The sequence below is a fragment of the Bifidobacterium goeldii genome, assembly GCF_003951095.1.
Classification (GTDB): Bacteria; Actinomycetota; Actinomycetes; order Actinomycetales; family Bifidobacteriaceae; genus Bifidobacterium; species Bifidobacterium goeldii.
Genome location: NZ_QXGL01000003.1, coordinates 166,464 through 185,906 on the forward strand (window position 1 = coordinate 166,464; position 19,443 = coordinate 185,906).

At 54.7% G+C, this 19,443-nt stretch carries 9 protein-coding genes, 2 pseudogenes and 1 riboswitch; of the genes and pseudogenes, 7 read left to right on the forward strand and 4 right to left on the reverse strand.

Annotation, left to right across the window (positions count from 1 at the left end):
- The first annotated feature begins 631 nt into the window (after positions 1–631).
- The 5 genes and pseudogenes from D2E25_RS10830 (at position 632) to D2E25_RS05855 (ending at position 12,299) form a co-directional block, all read left to right on the forward strand.
- Positions 632–2,935, forward strand: coding sequence for an autotransporter outer membrane beta-barrel domain-containing protein (locus tag D2E25_RS10830; RefSeq protein ID WP_164514740.1), 2,304 nt, complete (start codon positions 632–634; stop codon positions 2,933–2,935).
- 30 nt (positions 2,936–2,965) lie between these two features.
- Complete coding sequence (locus D2E25_RS05840) at positions 2,966–8,128, forward strand: hypothetical protein (RefSeq protein ID WP_125980774.1); 5,163 nt, start codon at positions 2,966–2,968, stop codon at positions 8,126–8,128.
- A 180-nt stretch (positions 8,129–8,308) separates the two neighbouring features.
- On the forward strand, positions 8,309–10,159 hold the full coding sequence (locus D2E25_RS05845; RefSeq protein WP_125980776.1) for a SpaH/EbpB family LPXTG-anchored major pilin: 1,851 nt from the start codon (positions 8,309–8,311) through the stop codon (positions 10,157–10,159).
- A gap of 422 nt (positions 10,160–10,581) precedes the next feature.
- Positions 10,582–11,442 (forward strand): annotated as a pseudogene (locus D2E25_RS05850) (class C sortase); the annotation flags it as partial.
- Positions 11,443–11,498: 56 nt separating this feature from the next.
- Positions 11,499–12,299 carry a cell surface protein gene (locus tag D2E25_RS05855; RefSeq protein WP_125980780.1) on the forward strand — a complete coding sequence of 267 codons (801 nt, stop codon included), beginning with the start codon at positions 11,499–11,501 and terminating at the stop codon, positions 12,297–12,299.
- Between the two features lie 75 nt (positions 12,300–12,374).
- Here the strand turns inward: D2E25_RS05855 and D2E25_RS05860 are convergent, their stop codons facing one another.
- Complete coding sequence (locus D2E25_RS05860; protein ID WP_125980782.1) at positions 12,375–12,986, reverse strand: ECF transporter S component; 612 nt, start codon at positions 12,984–12,986, stop codon at positions 12,375–12,377.
- Between the two features lie 5 nt (positions 12,987–12,991).
- Positions 12,992–13,144: riboswitch (FMN riboswitch) on the reverse strand.
- Between the two features lie 233 nt (positions 13,145–13,377).
- Complete coding sequence (locus D2E25_RS05865) at positions 13,378–14,163, reverse strand: nitroreductase family protein (RefSeq protein ID WP_125980784.1); 786 nt, start codon at positions 14,161–14,163, stop codon at positions 13,378–13,380.
- A gap of 179 nt (positions 14,164–14,342) precedes the next feature.
- Here D2E25_RS05865 and ppgK point away from each other — a divergent pair, with 179 nt between their 5' ends.
- Together ppgK and D2E25_RS05875 are read left to right on the forward strand one after the other, a co-directional pair.
- Positions 14,343–15,107: a polyphosphate--glucose phosphotransferase gene (gene ppgK / locus D2E25_RS05870; RefSeq protein WP_125980786.1), complete on the forward strand. Its 765-nt coding sequence runs from the start codon at positions 14,343–14,345 to the stop codon at positions 15,105–15,107.
- Between the two features lie 110 nt (positions 15,108–15,217).
- Entirely contained in the window at positions 15,218–16,384 is a 1,167-nt protein-coding gene (locus D2E25_RS05875; RefSeq protein ID WP_125980788.1) for a pyridoxal phosphate-dependent aminotransferase, read from the forward strand.
- A gap of 288 nt (positions 16,385–16,672) precedes the next feature.
- Here the strand turns inward: D2E25_RS05875 and D2E25_RS05880 are convergent, their stop codons facing one another.
- Both D2E25_RS05880 and D2E25_RS05885 read right to left on the reverse strand, forming a co-directional pair.
- Entirely contained in the window at positions 16,673–17,482 is an 810-nt protein-coding gene (locus D2E25_RS05880; protein ID WP_125980790.1) for an ATP-binding cassette domain-containing protein, read from the reverse strand.
- Positions 17,483–17,650: 168 nt separating this feature from the next.
- A pseudogene (locus D2E25_RS05885) lies at positions 17,651–19,305 on the reverse strand (aryl-sulfate sulfotransferase).
- Between the last annotated feature and the right edge of the window lie 138 nt (positions 19,306–19,443).

The following is a 19,443-nucleotide window of genomic DNA, read 5'->3' on the forward strand; positions in this document are numbered from 1 at the left end:
TTATGTTGACGTTGACCGGGAGCGTCCCCGCCGCATTTGCAGATGACACCGGCGTCATCTCCACTGCCAGCTCCTCGGGTGTCACCGTGATCTCCGGTGGCAAAGTAGTGACGGATACTACTATCGTTGCTGCCTCGCAAACGCTCACAAATCAGCACACTGCGCACACTACAGACTCCAACGCGACGGCCGATGCTCAAACCATTGCATCCGATGGCAATACTGGCGACACTCAGGCCACTGTTTCCGCTGCAGCTCAGGATGACACCAATGCCGATGCTGACGTTGCTGTAGATCCGCTGGGCGGCCGAGACTTCGAAGGCCAAGTCACCAAGACCATCGCAGGCAAGACGTACATCCTTATCGGCAACGAGCAACAGTTGCGTGCAATCGGCTCAGGTAAGAAGGTAACGCGACCGGTTTGGCAAATCACGCAGGAGTACAAGCAGACCGGCACCGGTGCTTTGGGCGTTCCCACCTACGGTTGGGTAGATGTTGATGGGTCCAAGACGCAAATCTATGCTGGTGACGCTGACCTGAATGACACTTCGACATTGGATGATGGTGCCAGTGAGAAGAGTGACGAGCTCGGTGACATCCTGATCGTTAAAAACGCGAACGATACGTTACCTTGGATGATTCTGGCAATGAAGTTGCTGCAAAAGGCCATGCGACTACCACCGGTGTCACGTATTCATCCACCGCGAACTACATTATTTTCCGTGATATTGATGTGTCGAAGAACGCGGCTGACACGAGCAACACTAACTGGACGCCGATTACGTTCTCCGCAATCATGCTTGGTGCGAAGTCAGCGACGCCAGGCGATGCATCTACTCTGTGGAATGGCATTGATCAGAATGCTGGTGATGCAGTTACTGCTCAAGCGGTTCGCCCTACGATTTCAAACGTCACCGTTCACCAGACCGGCGAGCTGGATTATTCGAAGGGATCTGGTGTTGGCTTCTTCGCCACGATCAGCAACCAGATTACTCTGCTCGAGCGTGGTACGCAGCTGAAAAGCCTGAGTGAAACGGTCGTTTCTAATATCCGTCTGAATCATGTCAACGTGTCGAACGAGTCGACCAAGCCTAAAGATAGTAAGACGTTGGTCAGTATCGTGTTCGACGTGCTCAAAGGCGTGCTGTCTGGTTTGGGTTGGGTGCTCGACAAGATCACAAGCGTTATTCCTGGTTTGAACCTTGACCTGGAAGGCGTGCTCAGTGGTCTGCTCACGCTCAAAGAGCAGGATCCTTCGATTTTTGCAACCGGTGGCTTCGCGGGGCGTATTGATGGCAAAGTAACCGTAAGCAACTGCGAAGTTGCTGACGTTGCGGTATCAAACGTCAAAGGTATGACTGGCGGCTTTGTTGGCTATACGACTGGCCAGACTGAATATGAGCTGCTGTCTAATGTATTGGGCGGCTTGGTTGAAGTCCTAAGCTCCATCCTTAACGCTATCCCGGGCCTTGGCCTCGGTGATCTTGTGCACTGGTTACTCAACGGCAACCTCATTACTGCTGGCGATCTTATTCCAATCGGCTACGTCAATCCGACACTGTCCAACAATGCGGTGACGAACTTCCGTGAAAACACGGTTATCGGCTCGGATACGCAGGATTATGCTGGTGGTTTCGTCGGTAATCAAATCGGTACGATTATTGAAAACTCAACCGTCACCAGCGCGAACGCGTATACGGTGAAGGCTCGCTACTATGCGGGCGGCTTCTCTGGTGTTGTTCGTAACGGCACAATGGAAGGCGCATTAAACAATCTCGGTGTAGATCTCATCAATTTTGCGCAGCCGCAGAGTCTTATCGAAAACTCAACGGTGTCTGCTGATGTCACTGTTGCTGCAGGCAGCTACGCTGGCGGGTTTGCCGGCGCAATGGCTAACAGTTTCGCAGTCAATGACACGTTGACCGGAATGTATGATGTGAGCGCTTCTGGAGTAACCGTTACATCGTCAGATAATAAGGAAGAAGTCAAGGCGCTAGCCGGTGGTTTTACTGGTGCTGCGACACTTGGCTGGGTAACTGATCTTGGCAAGCAAGATGCAGGAAGCACTAATCTGCTCAAAGGCGTGAATAAGATTCTTGTAGAGGCCTTGACTAATGGTCAGGATTCCACTGCACTGTTGAGCTTGGTTGGCGTTGACCCGTCAGCAATTCTTGGCGTATCCATGACCGGCACCTTCACTGTGCATTCTGATAATGATTACGCCGGCGGTATTGTCGGGCGTGGTGATGGCGCAATCATTGCTGCGTCAGATAGTCAGCATCTTGATGACTTCGCGTTCTGGAAGCATGGCAAGCGTACGATGCCTGCTACTGTGCGCAACAATGAGGTCAGCGGATTGAAGTCTGTTACGGTCAAAGGCTCGTACGCTGGTGGCATCGCAGGCCAGTTGGGCACTGCGTCCATTGGTGGCGTGATCAACGATACGGTTGGTCTTGGTGGATTCCTGCCGTTCGAAGTGAGTGCACTGACGGTTACTGGTGTGACTGATGGCGGGTATACCGTCACCGCAACCGGCGATTATGCATCCGGTGGCATTGGTAAAGCAACCGGTGGGTACATTGGTAAAGCTACCACCGCATATAAGGCCAAGGATGCGGACGGTAACGAAACGAACAATGTACCGAGCACGGCTGGTGTGACACTCGACAATGTGGCTGCTGTTACCGCAAATAATTACGCGGGCGGTTTCATGGGCACTTCCGGCCCGGGTGATTTGGTCGGCTCGGACGGTTTGGACTTGCTTGGTCTTGGACTGCTGGAAATCAAAGGCTTACTCTCTGTTGCGCAAGGCGTTATGGTGCAAGCCAAAGCAATCAACGTCAATGGCGTGAAGCAGGGTATGACCGTGACAGCGTCGGGCAAGTACCAGGCTGGTGACGTTGTTCCATATGTTGCCGGCGGTTTCGTCGCATAATCAAACAGCACACAAATAACTGACGCTCACGTGACGAATCTACTTACTGTTACGGCAGACTCTCAGCTAGGTGTTGCTGGCGGTTTTGTTGGTACGTCGACGACTGGCGGGTTAGCTGACGTTGCTGATGATGATTCCATTGTGAATCTCATTAAAATCGATGGTTTGGTCAACGCAGTCGGCTACATGATCCCCAAGTACACGAGCGCTGACGTGCACTATGTGAACAGCGGCAACGTGTCTGCCAATATTGCGGGTGGTTTTGCTGGAGATTTCCAATCCGGCAAAGTCGATGACAGTGCTTTGGCAGATAATGATGGCAACGCTTGGGCCGTAATCAATCTCGACCAGGTAGCTGGCGGCACATATGCGGGCGGTTTTGGCGGCAAAGTCTATTCTGGTGCGTTGGCTGATGCCGGAAAGGGCTTAAGCATTCTCGGCGGTTTGGGCGATAAACTGGCTGGCCTGAACTTGAGTATTAACGTCGCTCAGCTCGCCGCTGTTGCGCAATTGTACGTGCCGGTTATCACATCCGCTGGCGTAAAAACCGACGCGAAGACGATCGAAACAACCAGTGGTCGCACTATTACGGATACTGACAATCCGGGTCTGGTTGTTGTTGCAACGCGCGTCGATTCAACCGACGTGCATTCCGGTGCAGCTGGTGGCTATATTGGCTACGGTTCAGGCGTACAGGTGTCTAAGTCGAACGTTACCCAGTTGCGTCACACCAGTGTCACCGCGCCGAAGAATCTTGAAACCACTGATTCTATTGAGAAGACGTATCTCAATACGGCTGAGAGCGCCTATGCGGTGACAGCACCCCAGTATGCGGGTGGTTATATCGGCAATATGGGTCTCGGTTCAGCGGCATCCGTCGGCGGCGGACTGAAAGTACTCGGCTCGACGTTGACGTTAACAGATATTTCCGATGTACTGTCCGTTGTCATTTCCACTATTGAACATTCCGATGTGACCGGTGGCATCGGTGGCTATAGCGTACTGGCCAGCAATACAGACAATGCGGATGATGTGCTCGGTATGGCTGGTGGTTTTGCTGGCTATATTCGTGGCGGGCATATTCAAGACTCGAGTTCGCATGAGTTTGTGTACATTATCGGCCAAGTGTCGGCTGGCGGTTATGTGGGCACGATGGAACCGGGTGCAGTTGCTGACGTGCTTGGCGATGCTACCGTGCTTGAGCAGTTCAAGGTTGCGAAGATCGATAATCTTGCTAGCCTCGTGCAGGATTTCGTACCGACGATTCGCAACTCGTCGACTGACGCGGCAATCTGCGGTGGTGCTGTTCGCGCACAGGGCTCGTCTGATACAACAACGCGACGCGGTATGGCCGGCGGTTATGTTGGTCGCAACCGTGGTGGCCACATTTGGGGTAACAACACTGCCGCGTGGAAGAGCGAAAACACGGGCGGCAAGTACAGTGGCAAAACTCGTGTTGCCTATGCGGCGCGTATTCGCAGCGTGTACGGTCAGGAACTTGCCGGCGGTTACAACGGTCTTATGGAAGCCGCAGATACCACGGATGCTGGCTCCCTGTCGCTACTCGGTGGCTTGATTCAGGCTGGCAATATTGCCGGTGCACTGTCCGTTGTCTATCCGACCGAACAGCACACCAAGGTCACAGGCCCGTTGCGCAACATCAGCTATGCCCAGTGGAAGACGTGGGTTAACAACATCGGCAAGTTTGGCGCGTACGGTAAAGAATTCACCAACGTCGTCAAGGCTGGCGTGGATAAGGTTACAGATCAGAAGACCTTGAACACATTCCTCGCGGACTACGTGTTCGGCTTTAACGTGGTTGCAGGCCGAGGCGTGTTCGCCAACGCTGCAGATGAGATTACGACGTGCCAGACCAGCGCGGATACGGACGAGAAGAAAGCTAAGTGCTACGAGCTTGGCGCGAACCTGCGTGATTCCGGTGTTGCCGGTGGCCACGTGGGCTTGATGCGTACTGGTACGATCACCGACGGCCAGTCTGAAGACGTGCGCAACGTGACTGCTATGCGTGCTGCTGGCGGTTACGCGGGCACCATGGAATCCGGTACCGCTGCAACATTCGGTAGTGCCAATATTCTCGGTCTCAAGCTTGATTTAGGCCAGTTGCTCAACGTAGCAAGCGTGTTTGTGCCAGTCGTCAAGTCGTCGAGCGTGGTCGGCTACCGTCGCGGTATGCGGGTTTCCGCAACCGGCAGTGATATCACACACGGTACCGGCAATGCCGGCGGTTACGTTGGTCTTGCAGTTGGCGCCCAGATTTGGGGCGATCGTGATACGAACGGCGATGAACTCAAATCCGGAGCGGATGGGAAGACTACTGCTGCCGGCGCAAATGTAGCCAACCTGCGCAAGGTGTCTGGCCGCAATAACGTAGGCGGTTTCATTGGTGTGGCCACGTCAGGCTCGATTGCTGATGTAGACACGAATGCGTCCAGTGGCTTCCTTGGCAAGGTACTCGATACGGTGGTTGGCACACCTGCCAGCTTGCTGCAAGTATTGCAGGCTACGGTGGTTACGATTCGCGGCGCCCACGTCACCCCGGACACTAATAACTGGGGTTACACGGTCGAAGGCGCATATAAGGACGCAAAGGGTGACACTCAGTATGCGCTGAACGCCGGCGGTTTTGCTGGCTCCCTGCAGGCTGCAATCCTTGGCGATAAGGATTCTGCAAAGGGTACTGGCACGGCTGTAGACACTGCTAACGATCCAGCAGCACTGACAGTGACTGGTCTGCGCGCTGTAGAAGGTGGCCAGTATGCAGGTGGCTTCTTCGGTTTGGCTGATGTGTCGTCCGTCGCATCCGTGGGCGGTGGCGAAGCCGCGGGGGACAACAATGACACGAATGTGCTGCTCCATCTCCTCTCCCTCGGCAAGGTTGGTGTGCTTGAAGCATTCCGTACGTTTGTGTACGACGGTCAAGTGATTGGCGTGGCCGACGGCATTCAGATCAAGGCACACACCTCGTCACGAAGCGGCATGGTTGACACCACCCGCTTCACCGGTTCCGCCGGCGGCTTCGGCGGCGGTCTGATCAACGGTTCCGTCAAGAAGTCAAGCGTCACGAACTTGAATAGCGTGAGCGGCTTGAACTATACGGGCGGTTTCATCGGTCACCTCGGCAAGTCCGGCACCGTAAGCGCTGACAAAGTCGGTCTGGCCGACAGCAAACTGCTTGGTCTGACTGCCGGCGTGCTCGATATTTGGGGTTCCCATATCGAAGACTCTACAGTGTCCGGCATTTCGGCAGGCTACACCGTCACGTCCACGCATAACGGTGAGGAGTACGGCAAAACCGAGCCGATCACCAGTTCCGATGACCGCAAGGGCATGGAGATTGCTGGCGGCTTCGTTGGATATTCTGATCTTGCGCGCATGTCCCGTTGCACGGCGACCGGATTGAAGAAGGTCACCAGTAGCGAAATGGCGGGTGGTTTTACTGGCCGTACCAGTTACGCGTACTTGGCTGATGTGGGCGTTAACTCAGCGCTGGTCAACGCGTTGCTTGAGCATCTGGTCAACCCGTTGCTAAAGATCCTGTACGTGTCTGACGCCGAACATCTTGCAGACAAGGTAGCTGAGTGGAAGAAAAATAACCTCGGCTGGCTGACCGAGCTCATTGATCTGGATATTCTCGCCAACGGCAACTTGATCTATATCAACCTGCTTGGCCTCAAGATCAGCATCGGCTTGAACAAGAATGGTACCGACACGGAAACGGATGATACCGCGATCATCGAGATTGGCGATTCCAAGATCGAGGTCAAGTGCACATCGAATGGTATCGATCCGAACGAGAAGGACAATATTAAGGTTCAGCTAGTTCGTGCCAACCGTACGAAGATCGCGAACTCGTTGGTACAGGGTATTGCTCAAGGCTACGACGTGTTCGGTGGTGGTGCGACCCAGGACAAGGACGGCGACAAGAAGCTGCAGACCGGATACGCCGGTGGTTTCGTCGGCTGGAATGATCACGGTCTGATGGAAGTCAACGACATGACCTACGCGGATACGATCCGTGGTACTTCCGGTCTTGTCGGTCCGTTCTCGGGCGTTTTGAACTCCGAGTCCAACTGGAATTTCAACGATGCCTACGATCTCGAAGGCAACAACAACACGTACCACATTTACCGTGACGTGCCAGACACGTGGAGCTATGCGCTTGCCGCAAAGACGATTGACGACCAAGGCAACACGACCGCGGTCAAGGGTCAGTTCACCAATGGCTCCCATATGGATGACGGTACGGGCAAGAACGGTTCTGCGGGAACCAGTGGCGTGCTGAAACTGCCGTTGAACCGTTACGATGTTGCGCACCTTGCTATCGAGCAAAACCAGTGGGACGAGCCCGTCATCCAGAAGTACTCTGACCTTAAGGGTGCGCTTGTCGCTAACAATGGCAGCGGCTCCAACACGGGCACCAATGCGTCTGGCGAACAGAACGTAGCCAAGCAGATGAACGTGTACGTGTCCGATGCTAAGGCCGTGCTCATGCTCGACACAGAGGTTACCGACAACAACGGTGGCATTACCCCCGAGCCCGATGACGGCCAGGACCCGTGCGGTGAGGATGGTTGCCAGACTGTCGACCTTACTTTGCAAAAAGTGTGGAAGGATTACGCCGGCAAGACGCCGCGCCCGGATGAGGTCGAACTGACGATCACCGCACATTACACGGACGCGGACGGCAATATCGAGACGCCTAGTGAGATTACCTGCTACGACAGCAATTGCGACACTAAGCCGCAGAAGAATCCGTGGACGGTGACGCTCACCGCCAAGAATGATGCTTCCCAGTGGACTGACACGTGGCGCAAGAAGATCACCGGCCTACCGGTCGCCTTCGTGGACAAAGACAACATTGTGCGCTACTACACGTACACGGTCGCTGAAACCGCAGTCATCACGTATAACGCCGACGGTACAGAACACCGTCAAAAGCCGGTTGACGCCAACTATGCGGTTTCCATCACCTACGGTGCTATTCCTGGCGAAACTGACAAGAACAAGGAATACGTGGTTACGGTGACCAACGCGTACCCGCTGCCCGATACCGGTGGCGAAGGTGAGCAGCGAATTGTGCTTGTCGCCATGATGCTGCTCGGACTCGGCGTCGCATGGTACGTGCACGACCAATTGCGAACAAGGAAACGAGGTCGTCATGTCGGCATGTAGACCACACAACCTTGTTGCCAATGCTCCGTGACGATACGCATACGCAACCAATAACAACCGTGCTGAACAGCACGCAATACCAAGATTTTCCATCGCATCCGCGGTGGGCAAACAATGTAGATCCGTAGATTCCGGAATTGTTTCGGAAAACATGGAACACAACAGGAGAAAGGAACAGTGATGAAGTCACTGATGAAGAAACTCGTGGCGGTGATTATCGCTGCCGCGACCATGCTCGGCTTCGCCGGGCTCGGCGCCGCCGTCGCTACCGCAGCCGATGTAACGCCGTCTTGGGCCACGGCTAGCGACACCGGCTCCATCACCGTGAACACGGCTGAGGGCTTCGCCGCTGACGGTCAAAATCCGTACGCGCTGAAGTACTACCAGATGTTCACTGCAAACGTGGAAGCCAATGATTCCGGCGCAGACAAGACCGACAACACGAAGACCAAGGTGACGTACACGCTGAACGCTGACTGGAAGGCGTTCTTCACCAGCACGGACACCACTACGGCCGGCACCAACTTCGTTGACGGTGCAAAGACCGTTGACCAGCAGGCCGTCGAGTACATTCTCGGCCTGACCGAAGCACAGCGCGCTGACTTCGCCAACCACGCACAGCAGTGGGCGGCCACGAACATCAAGAACGAGGCTGATAAGGACGCTAAGTTCGGTACCGTGACCCCGGCGACTAAGGACTCCAAGTCCGTTACGATCAGCAACCTGCCGGCCGGCTACTACCTGATCGCTCCTGACGAGCACCAGCTGGGCCAGCAGAACAAGTACCAGGCCCTGCTCGTCAACCTGACCGATACTGCTAAGAACGTGTCTGTTCAGCTCAAGCACGAGTTCCCGACCGTTGACAAGACTGTGGATGACAAGCACGCTTCCGAGAACAAGATCGGCGACGTGGTCAACTACAAGCTGACCTCCACCGTGCCAGACATGTACAAGTACGAGCTCGGCTACACCTTCAACTTCCTCGATACCCTGTCCAAGGGCCTGACGCTGTCGGATGCTCAGGGTAACGCAATCACTGATGCTGATCACTTCGAGCCGGTGGTGAAGATTGAAGGCAGCAATACTCCTGATACGGGTAAGACCTACCAGACCTTGAAGAAGGGTGATGATCAGGACTATAAAGTTACGGTGACGAACAATGGTGACACCACGTCGATCGCGATTATCATGAATGACTTCCGCCAGAAGCACCAGAATGATCACGGCAAGACGATCACCGTTGAATACTCGGCTACGTTGAACGAGAACGCTGTCGTCGGCAAGCAGGGCAACCCCAACTCCGCTCAGGTTCAATACAGCAACGATCCGACCAACAACGGTACCGGTACGTCTGTGCCGAGCGAAGTCAAGTCCCACACCTTCGGCTTCACCATCGATAAGTACACTGGTAAGGACTACAGCGAGTTCGCTGAGCGTCTTGCTGGTGCTACGTTCAAGGTCTACAAGAATACGACGGTTAACAACAATGATCAGGCTGATAAGGATGCTGGCGCACTGAAGTTCAACGTCACTGATGGTGACGGTAGCAACTCCGCTATTGCTCAGTATGCCAAGGATCAGACTGCTGCTCTTATTGGCAACCTGAAGGATGAGGTGACCACTCCGAAGTCTGGTCGTATCGAAGTTGGTGGCCTGCTGCCCGGCACCTATTGGATTGAAGAAACCCAGGCTCCGGAAGGCTACAACAAGCTGACCGAAATGATCAAGGTTGTTATTAGCGCCAAGTATGACACTGCTGATGGCAAGATCAACGGTGCAGTGAGCGGCACGCAGACCGGCAAGCTGGTGTCTTGGAAGGTAGAGTACACGCAGAACAACAACGGCGGCACTGCTACCGAAGACAAGATCGGTGAACCGCCGGTCCTGCCGGTGCTCAACGTCAACAAGGACAACGTGCTCCTGCCTGGCACCGGTAGCATCGGTACCATGCTGTTCACCGTGTTCGGTGCGCTGATCATCATCGGTGGTGCCGTCTGGTACGTGCGTTCCAACCGCAAGACCACCAAGTAGGCATTACCATACCCGAGCCCCCTCGGTGGAGTCGGTATCGCGCTTGCGCGCGATGCTGTGTTGTTGGCGGCGCGTGGCGCCGCGACGCTCCCTCAGTCAGCCTACGGCTGACAGCGTCCTGCAACTACGGACGACTTTCAGTCGCGCCTTGCTGGCTCGCTGTCGCTCGCTCCTCGCCTAAAAACGCCTCTGGCGTTTTCTTTACGGCTCGGCCTAGCCGAGGGAGCCAAGGCTACCGCACCCACACTAGCGTGCATCCACATACTCGGCCCCCTCGGCTGAGGGGGCTCCCGGCGAAGCCGGGTGGGGGAGCGTTACCACAATTGGCGTATCCCTCATCCGATATCGGGCAAACCTTGAAGTCTCTTTTCTTACGCAATAGAGAAATCAAGGAGCCAGGAATCCACCAATCTAGGAGACTCATGAAGAAGAAGTTGCGCGGCATTATGCCGATACTGGTCATCGTGATAGGACTGCTCGTGCTGTTCTATCCGACGATCAGCAACTTCCTCATCATGAAGAACGCGTCGCGAGTCGTCGGCGGTTACGATTCCGCCGTCGATTCGCTCTCCGATGAGCAATACGAGCAGATGCTCGCCGCCGCACGCGCATGGAACGAACAACTCGCCCAACGCAGTGCGGGAGGCGCTACCGACGCACTCACCGCCGCCGTTAATACTGAATCCGACGACGCAGAATACAACAGTCTGCTCAACCTCGAAGGCGATGGCATGATGGGCTACATCACCGTGCCGCGCCTAAAAGAAACCATGCCGATCTACCACGGCACCAGCGAAGAAGTGCTGCAATCCGGCATCGGTCACCTGGAACCCACGTCGCTGCCAATCGGCGGCGAATCCACGCATGCAGCATTGTCCGGTCATCGCGGCCTGCCCACTGCGAAACTGTTCACCGACCTAGACCGTATGCGCAAAGGCGACCGTTTTTACATCAAAATCCTCAAAGACACGTACGCCTATCAGGTCGACAAAATCACCACCGTGCTGCCGACCGACACCAAAGAACTCGTCATCGCACCTGGCAAAGATCAAGTGACGCTTATCACTTGCACGCCCTACGCGGTCAACACACACCGTCTGCTCGTGCGCGCACATCGCATCCCTTACACGCCAGCACAAGAAGACGAAGCACAACCCACATTCCACGTCGACATTCCAATGCAATACGTACTGCCGTCGCTCGGATTGATCGCCTTGCTCGTTGGATGGCGCGTGTACCGGTGGCGCAGCGAACGACATGTTACCGCGCAACACAGCGCACAGTAAGTTTTTGATCCGTACAGAAGAGTGAGCGAGAAGCATGGAAGGAGAGACCACACATGGCTGATACGCGAAACGAGCAACGAGGCATCGCCGCACGCCTGTGTGGCATACTCCTCACGTGCATGGTCATGCTGACCGTGCTGACATTTACCGCTTTCACCACACCCACCCGCATTGCTCAAGCTGCAACCGTTGGCAGTATTACCATTGACGCACGCTGGGATCGCGAGTCAGCAAACCCCGTGCCACTAGCCGGCGACACGTATGCGATCGTACGCATTGCCTCCGCTGACATTGATGCTAATGGTGCTATTGCGGCATACCATACTCTTGACCGATTCGCTGATTACGACAGGGCGTGGGGGAGCCTCACCGCTTCTGGAGCCAATGCAGCCGCCCAACAATTGGCCACATTTGTTGGCGCACAAGACCAGTATGATGCGTCACGCATTGTCAACGAATCCGGTTTTGTTACCTTTTCTGGACTTGAAGCAGGCGTGTATCTGGTCACACGCACCGGTATTGCCGACGCGAACGCAGCATATCACTGCGATCCATTCCTCACATACGTGCCAGGTACTACGGAAAATGGCGGTATCTTGTGGAATGTTGTGGTAGAGCCAAAATTTGGGTACGACAATACTGAGAATCCGCCATCCCCGCCGGAGCCCGGAACACCTGAAAAGCCAGGAACACCAGATACACCGGGAACGCCGAGCGATAACACTGGCAACACACCTACGGTCACTGAACAAACCGCTCGTACCGGTGCAGCAATCGTTGTACCGATTACGGTTGGCTTCGGGGCGCTGGTATTCGGCTTAGTGTTGATGGTGGCTCGCCATCGGCAGCGATAAACACAAGCGAAATCAACAACGCCGCCGTGCATTCGCAATACACGAATGCACGGCGGCGTTTATATACGGCAGGAATCAGCGATTCAGCAGGTTCGAAATCGGCTTGTAAATCAGGAACGTGACCACGCCGTGAATCGCAAACTTCAACAGGTTGAATGGCAGCAGTGCTGGCACAATCAGCGCAGCAACCTGCGCAACAGTCATGTGCGCATAAATCGGCGTGACAATCAGATTGCCAACGATTGCAGCAACCAAAGCCACCGCTGCGCCAAGCAGAATGCCCAAAAGCGCGCCCTTACGGGACTTCACGCGACGGTACACGAGTGCTGCCGGCACAGACAGTGCAAGAGCGACGAGCACAGCCATCAGCGTACCCCACGGATCCATGAACAGGTGAGGCACAAAGCCAAGCACGCTCACGATTGCGGCGGCAGCCGGGCCAAACGCGAAGCCTGCAATCAGCGAGACAATGCCAGACGGATCATACTTCAGCCATTGAATGCCCGGAATGATTGGGAATTCAATGAAACTAGTCGCCATTGCCAGCGCGACAAACAGCGCATACATAGCAATACGACGTGTTGACCAGCGACCCGAATCAGCTACGCCGGTCGAATGCGCGTTATCTGGGCGTGAAGCTGCTGTTGCAGACGCTGACGATGTGGTGGTATGCGAAGAGACACTCATAGTGAGCTCCGTTTCTTCCATCCGGACTATAACCGTTGGCTCCGGATTCTCACCGGATCAGCCGCATACGCGGGTCGCGGGCTTCGATATGAGGCCGTTATGAACGTCGGCCGTACCGTTACCGCCAGTAAGGAATTGCACCTTCCCTGAAACTGACGAACTTAGGTATACGCGATGGTCTGGATTTGCGCAAGCACCAGTTTCGCCATCGGCCGATATATGGACATTGATTGGACGTTGACAGGACGCTGACAGGATGCTGACTGGGTATTGGCTAGTCGCCAGACAGCCCACAACAAAAACCGCTATGCGAACAATACTGTTCACATAGCGGTCGGTGTTGGTGAATGTCAGTGTTGGCAGATGTCAGCTCTCACAAACCAAGCTGTGTTTACTTATGCAAGAACAGGCCGCCATCACCCCACGCCCAGTCACCTTGGCCAGCACCGATCTGGAAATGCAGTTTCGCGATACCTAGGTCGTTCAGTGCCCAATGCTCATCACCGGCAGTAGTGTCAATATGCGCAGCCGCTGTATCAGCATTAGGGTTATATGTGAACGTGATCGGCTGACGGTTCATCGCACTCGGCGCTTTCATCGCTGCCTCAACACCAGCGCGGAACCAGTCCGGCGCGGCTGCTCGCGCAGCGTCACTCATGCCAGCAGTAAACTGTTCAAACGATTTGGTTGGTCGATGCGTGCGCTGATATTCAGCCAGCTCCTCAAACGATTTCGACAAATGCTCGGCATGATGCTCCGGGTAACCAATCACCACACCCAAATACAGTTCCTCACCACGCGCGATACGGCAATGCTTCGCCGCCGCCTCACGATCCCAACTGCCAGCAACCCACAGCGTGCCCAAGCCGCGCAACGTGGCGGCAAGTACCACACGCTCAGCATAAAAACCCGCGCGCTCCTTAGCCTCGGTGTCGTTTGCGGGGCCAACAATGGCGATCAAGTTCGCTGCATGCTTCAAGTGCCCAGACGCATTCGCCTCAGCAAACACATCCGGCTTATCGCACAGCAATTGCATGTGCAAGCCGGCGAGTGTGTTCACCGCGTCAAGCGTCATTGCCAGTTGGCGAGCCGTATCATCATCGATCGGTTCAGCATCATAAGCGCGCACCGCGGTACGAATATCAATAGCGTCAATCAGTTGCGTATGTTCTGCCATGCGCCCGATTATCCCACTGTGAGCCGACGGTGGCGACCGCCGCGCGCCCTCGTAGCGCGCCCGTATACGGGACCGGGGGCATGCGCACAGTCGGATTCGTTATACAATGCGGGTACCGATCGATAGATTACAAGCGTGGTTGCGCGACCCGCGCTGCGCGCAAACAAGGGAGGTCAAGGATGATTGCAACAGCTCAGGCGTTTGGTGTGGACATCGGCGGCTCTGGTATTAAGGCGGCGCCGGTTGATCTTGAGAAGGGCGAGTTCGCTGAACCGCGACTGAAGATCCTCACCCCGGAGGTTTCCACCCCGCAGGCTGTGGGCGAGATCGTACGCCAGCAGCTCGAGCATTTCGATGTGCCAGCCAACGTGCCGGTTGGTGTTGCCTTCCCTGCACCGGTTAAGCCTGGTCAGAAGCTTGAATGGATTGCAAACCTTGATCAGTCTTGGGTTGGCGTGGATATTACTGAAGCACTGTCTGAAGCATGCGGCCGCCCGATCGTTGTAGTCAACGATGCTGACGCTGCCGGCTTGGCAGAGCAGCAGTTCGGTGCTGCTAAGGGCCAGGAGGGCTTGGTTATCGCCACTACGCTGGGCACTGGTATTGGTACCGCGCTGATCTACAACGGTGCGCTGATTCCGAACACTGAGCTGGGCCACATTATTCTCGATGAAAAGCACCTTGACGCTGAAAAGTGGGCGTCTTCTGGTGTGCGCGAGCAGAAGGAACTTGGCTACAAGAAGTGGGCAAAGCGCCTGACCAAGTACTACGGACTCATGGAGAAGTACTTCAACCCTGACCTGTTCGTGGTTGGCGGTGGCGTGAGCCGTCAGAGCGACAAGTTCCTGCCGTACGTTGATATTAAGACCCCGATTGTGCCCGCCAAGCTGCGTAACGAGGCTGGCATTATTGGCGCCGCATATTACGCGACTACCAAGGCCTGATAGTAGTTTTATTGCAAAAACCCTCTGTGTGAGCCAGTGCTGTATTGGTTCGCACAGAGGGTTTTTGCATGTGTAGGCGTGAATCGGGGGAGTCGAGTAGGGTAACAGTCATGCGTTTTTCTTCCAGAGTTGACATTAGCGCTCCGAATCCGATTGCCGCAGCCGAAGCTCAGTGCAAGCGTGACGGTATAACGCTCGGTAAACTCAACGATTCCAACCCTACTCGGCATGGATTAGCTCCGGCATTGGTGCCGGAAGTCTACACCGCTGATCCGCGTGGGCCTCGTGCTGCTCGCGAGGCGTTAGCCGCATTCTTGACCGAACAAGGAGCATCGTCGGTCAATCCAGATCGACTGTATGTGCTCAGTTCCACATCGCAGGCATACTCTTGGCTGATCAAACTGCTGTGCGACGCCGGTGATGCTGTGCTTGCTCCCAAACCAGGCTATCCGCTCATCGAGTCGATCGCGCGACTCGAATGCGTGGACACTGTTGAATATCAATTATGCTTCGACGGCTCATGGATGATCGATGTCGCACAATTGCGTGAACTGTTGAACGCTCCAGACGGCGGCCGTATTCGCGCGCTTGTGCTCATCAATCCGAATAATCCCACCGGCTCGTACGTCAAGCCCAGTGAACGTGCTGCCATTGTCAACTTGTGCCGTGAACACGATGTGGCCATTATCGCCGATGAGGTGTTCTACGATTACACGCTTGAACCGTTCGACAACAATGCGCGCATCGCTGGAGAAACTGGTGTGCTCACGTTCGCGCTGGATGGCTTTTCCAAGATGCTTGCTGCTCCACACGCGAAAGTTGGCTGGATTCAAGTTTCCGGACCAGATGATGATGTGACTGAGGCGCAGCGACGGCTTGATGTTATTGCTGACGATTATTTGCCGATGAGCGACATTATTGCGCGTATTATTCCTGACCTGCTCGCTGACGCGCCTCAACAAACCGCGCGCGTACAAGAGCGTGTGCGTGGCAACCTTGCCGCATTGCACCGGCTGCTCGACGCTGACGAACTCGGTGTTGTTTCGGTGTTGCGCGCAGAAGGCGGTTGGAATGTTCTGCTACGCGTACCGAGCGTTATCGATGAGAATGAGCTCGTACTCGCCATGATCAAACGGCATGGTGTCAGCGGTCAGCCCGGCTACTTCTTCGATATGACGTCAAACGGGTATTTGGCAATCTCACTATTGCCTGAGCCGGATGAATTCGAGCGTAATGTGCGCGTAGTACTCGATACTGTCGCTGCGCTGATCGGCTGATCAATGACATCGGGTATGCACGACATTTGATTGTGGTGTGAGTTGAGCTGATTGAACGCTCCCTCAGTCAGCCTGCGGCTGCCAGCGTCCTGCAATTACGGACAGCCTGACGGCTGACTGTTTGCTGGCTCACTATCGCTCGCTCCTCGCCTAAAAACAGTCCACTGGACTGTTTTCTTAACGGCTCGGCCTAGCCGAGGGAGCCGAGGCTACCGCATCCGCGGAGTACTCTTGCAGACAAGTCATTGTAGAGCTGCATACAGCTGCAAACAATCGGATATGCGATGGTTACGCGTTGCCGAGCTGCTTTGCTTCTTCGTAGCGCCGGCGAATGAGATCGTTGTAAAACGCGGCGGCTTCGGCAGGAGCACCATCGAAGACGATGTGATGATCATCAACAACCAGCGTGCGCGTAATGTCATACTGCGGCCGCTGAATCAAATCCACATCATGCGTGGCAAAAATCACGGGCTTATCGTAACCGAACAGCGCTTTGGCTACATGCGCGGAACCAACCTCGTCAAGACCTTTCGTCGGCTCATCGGCGACAATCGCCGCGGGGGAGAAGCTCAATGCGCTCGCAATCGCTAACAGATGCCGCTTCTCACCGTCTAATGCGCTCGCCGGCTGATGTGCTACAGGATTCATCCCAAAATGAGCGAACAGATTACCAATAATGGCCTGCCGTTCTGCTTCAGGCACTTTGTGACGCTTCAGCGGTTCTTCAATCGCTTCAAGAATCGTCGCAGCACGATAATACGATTCGGGGATTTCCTCGCGGCGCACACGGCCAACGATATCCTCCACGCGTTTACGATCGCGCTTCACCGCTGGATCAAGCGTATCGTCGCCAGCTTGAATACGTACCGAGCCGGTCGTGGCAGCAAGCGCTCCATCGAGCAGTTTGAGCAGTGTTGTTTTGCCAGCGCCGTTCAAACCGATCACTGCTACTCGGCGGTCTTCAGGAGTGATCGTCAACGTGGTAGCAGTAAGCCCCACATTGCCGTCCGTATAGGTATGACCAGCTGACTCAAGTGAGAATGTAACCTGCGAAGCCCGCTCGGGTGCCTTACCAAACAGCGCATGAAAAAATCCCATACCGCTTAGTGTAGTGCGGCATGGGATGAGCACCGTGACGCGGAGCGTGACCGGGAGCGGTTGTGACCAATCGTTGATTATGCAAAACCCTTATTTTTCAACGGTTTAGGAATCTGGTCATGGTACCCGATTCGCTCCCGGTCACGCTCCGCGTCACAAGAGGGGGCGTTACGCGAAGTAGAAGCCCTTGAAGTTGTATTGGTACACGCGGTAGATGTAAGCGGTGTTGAGCTTCATCTTGTACTGGGCAAGCAGGTCACCGCTTTCGTCATACACGCCGAAAACGCCTTGCATACCAGTGCCAACAAGAATCTTGTCATCGCTCAAATCTTGCGCGGAGCTCACATACGGAGAATATGGCACATCGAAGTTCGTCACCTCGGTATACGTGCCAGCATTCTCATCCACCACATACTTGCGATACTGCGAGTTGGAATTCTTATCCTTGCTGGACTGCGCGGTCGAAATACCGTCAATGACCGTCCAATCAAAGTCAGGACGAGTCATCGCATAACCGAAGTTATTGTCGAACATGTAGAGGTAGTACTGGCCGTCAGGCAGCGAGTCGTCAGCTACATACGTGATCGAATGCTGGCCGCCAGTATCGCCAAAGTCGCCATCCTTCGTCAAGAACGAAGCTTGATATGACGTGCCATCCCACACGGAAGTCTCGCCAATCATATAGTCAAGCGTTGGCGTACCTTCAAGATCATTCACCTTAATGATCGTAGAAGTCTCGCGCGCGGAGAACAGTGCAGAACCATCAGGCAGCAACTGAATCGTATTGCAATGCAGCCAATCCCAACGGTTCTTCGCAGTCGGGTCAGATTCGTCAATACCAGAATGATCAGTAGACTGCTTGTAATCGGGGAACATGTCACCAAAGTCAAGCAGCAAGGTCGTTTTGCCAGTAGTCGTATCGAGTTTCACGACCTGATCTTGCACCGCGTGGTCCGAACGGCTCAGATCGGTGGCAAGCAGCACGATATTGCCGTCCGAATCGAGCGCGTAATCGTGGTGGAGAATAAAGTCATCGCTTAGATCGTAGATCTTTTCCAGCTTGCCGAGACGGTTCATGCCAACCATCGTGTGCGTGGAAGCAGAGAACCACATCAAACCATTGTCGTCGAAGAGCAGTCGGTGCGAGCGATAATACTTCACCGGCACTTCGCCACGCAGTACACCATTGGTGTCGTAGTAGTACATGAAGTCCTGCTCATTGCTATCGTTGCCAAGAATCGCGTACAAGCCATCGCCCAGCGAAGTTGCGTCATCAGGCTGCTTCGTCTGCTCAAGCTGCACTTCTTCCACGCCGAGCAGCTTCGCACCAGTGTGCGTGATAGTGCGCGTTGTCTTGGTACCGTTTTCATCAGTAACAGTCAGCGTGATGGTGTTCTTGACTTGAGGAATCAAGCCCAACACAAGAAACTCATGCTCAGTCTGATATTCATTGTCTTGTGCGGCAGTAGCAGTGAAATCAGGGTAGCCTTCTGCGTGCACGGTGTAGCTGACTTTGGTAGCGGCATCAGTGTTGAAGTACACGTACAGTGACGTGGTGTTAGTACCGTACGGATTTTCAGTAGTGAAAATATCGTCGATGGTGCGAGTTTTTGCATCGCGCTGTTGTGCGAGCTTTTCGTCAGCCGCCTGCTGGTAGGCAGTGGTATATACCTTTCGATTTGCGCGTTGAGACGCTTGATACGATTTTCTTTGATGCTCGCGATCACATCATCGCCAGTAATGAAGCAGGCGCCAAGAGCAACGAGTACCGCAATGACCGCAGCGGCAATCTTAATGAAACGTGTACGGGTTGCTGAGCGCAGGGGAGTAGACGATTGCATGACGTTGTCTTTCCTATTGTCAAGGGTTCTGTAAGTGAATAACGGGTGAATTATGCAACATTTCCATTATCGGGCTACCCCTCTATGAAATTTGCAGCATGTTCGCCTCATAAGACGTGG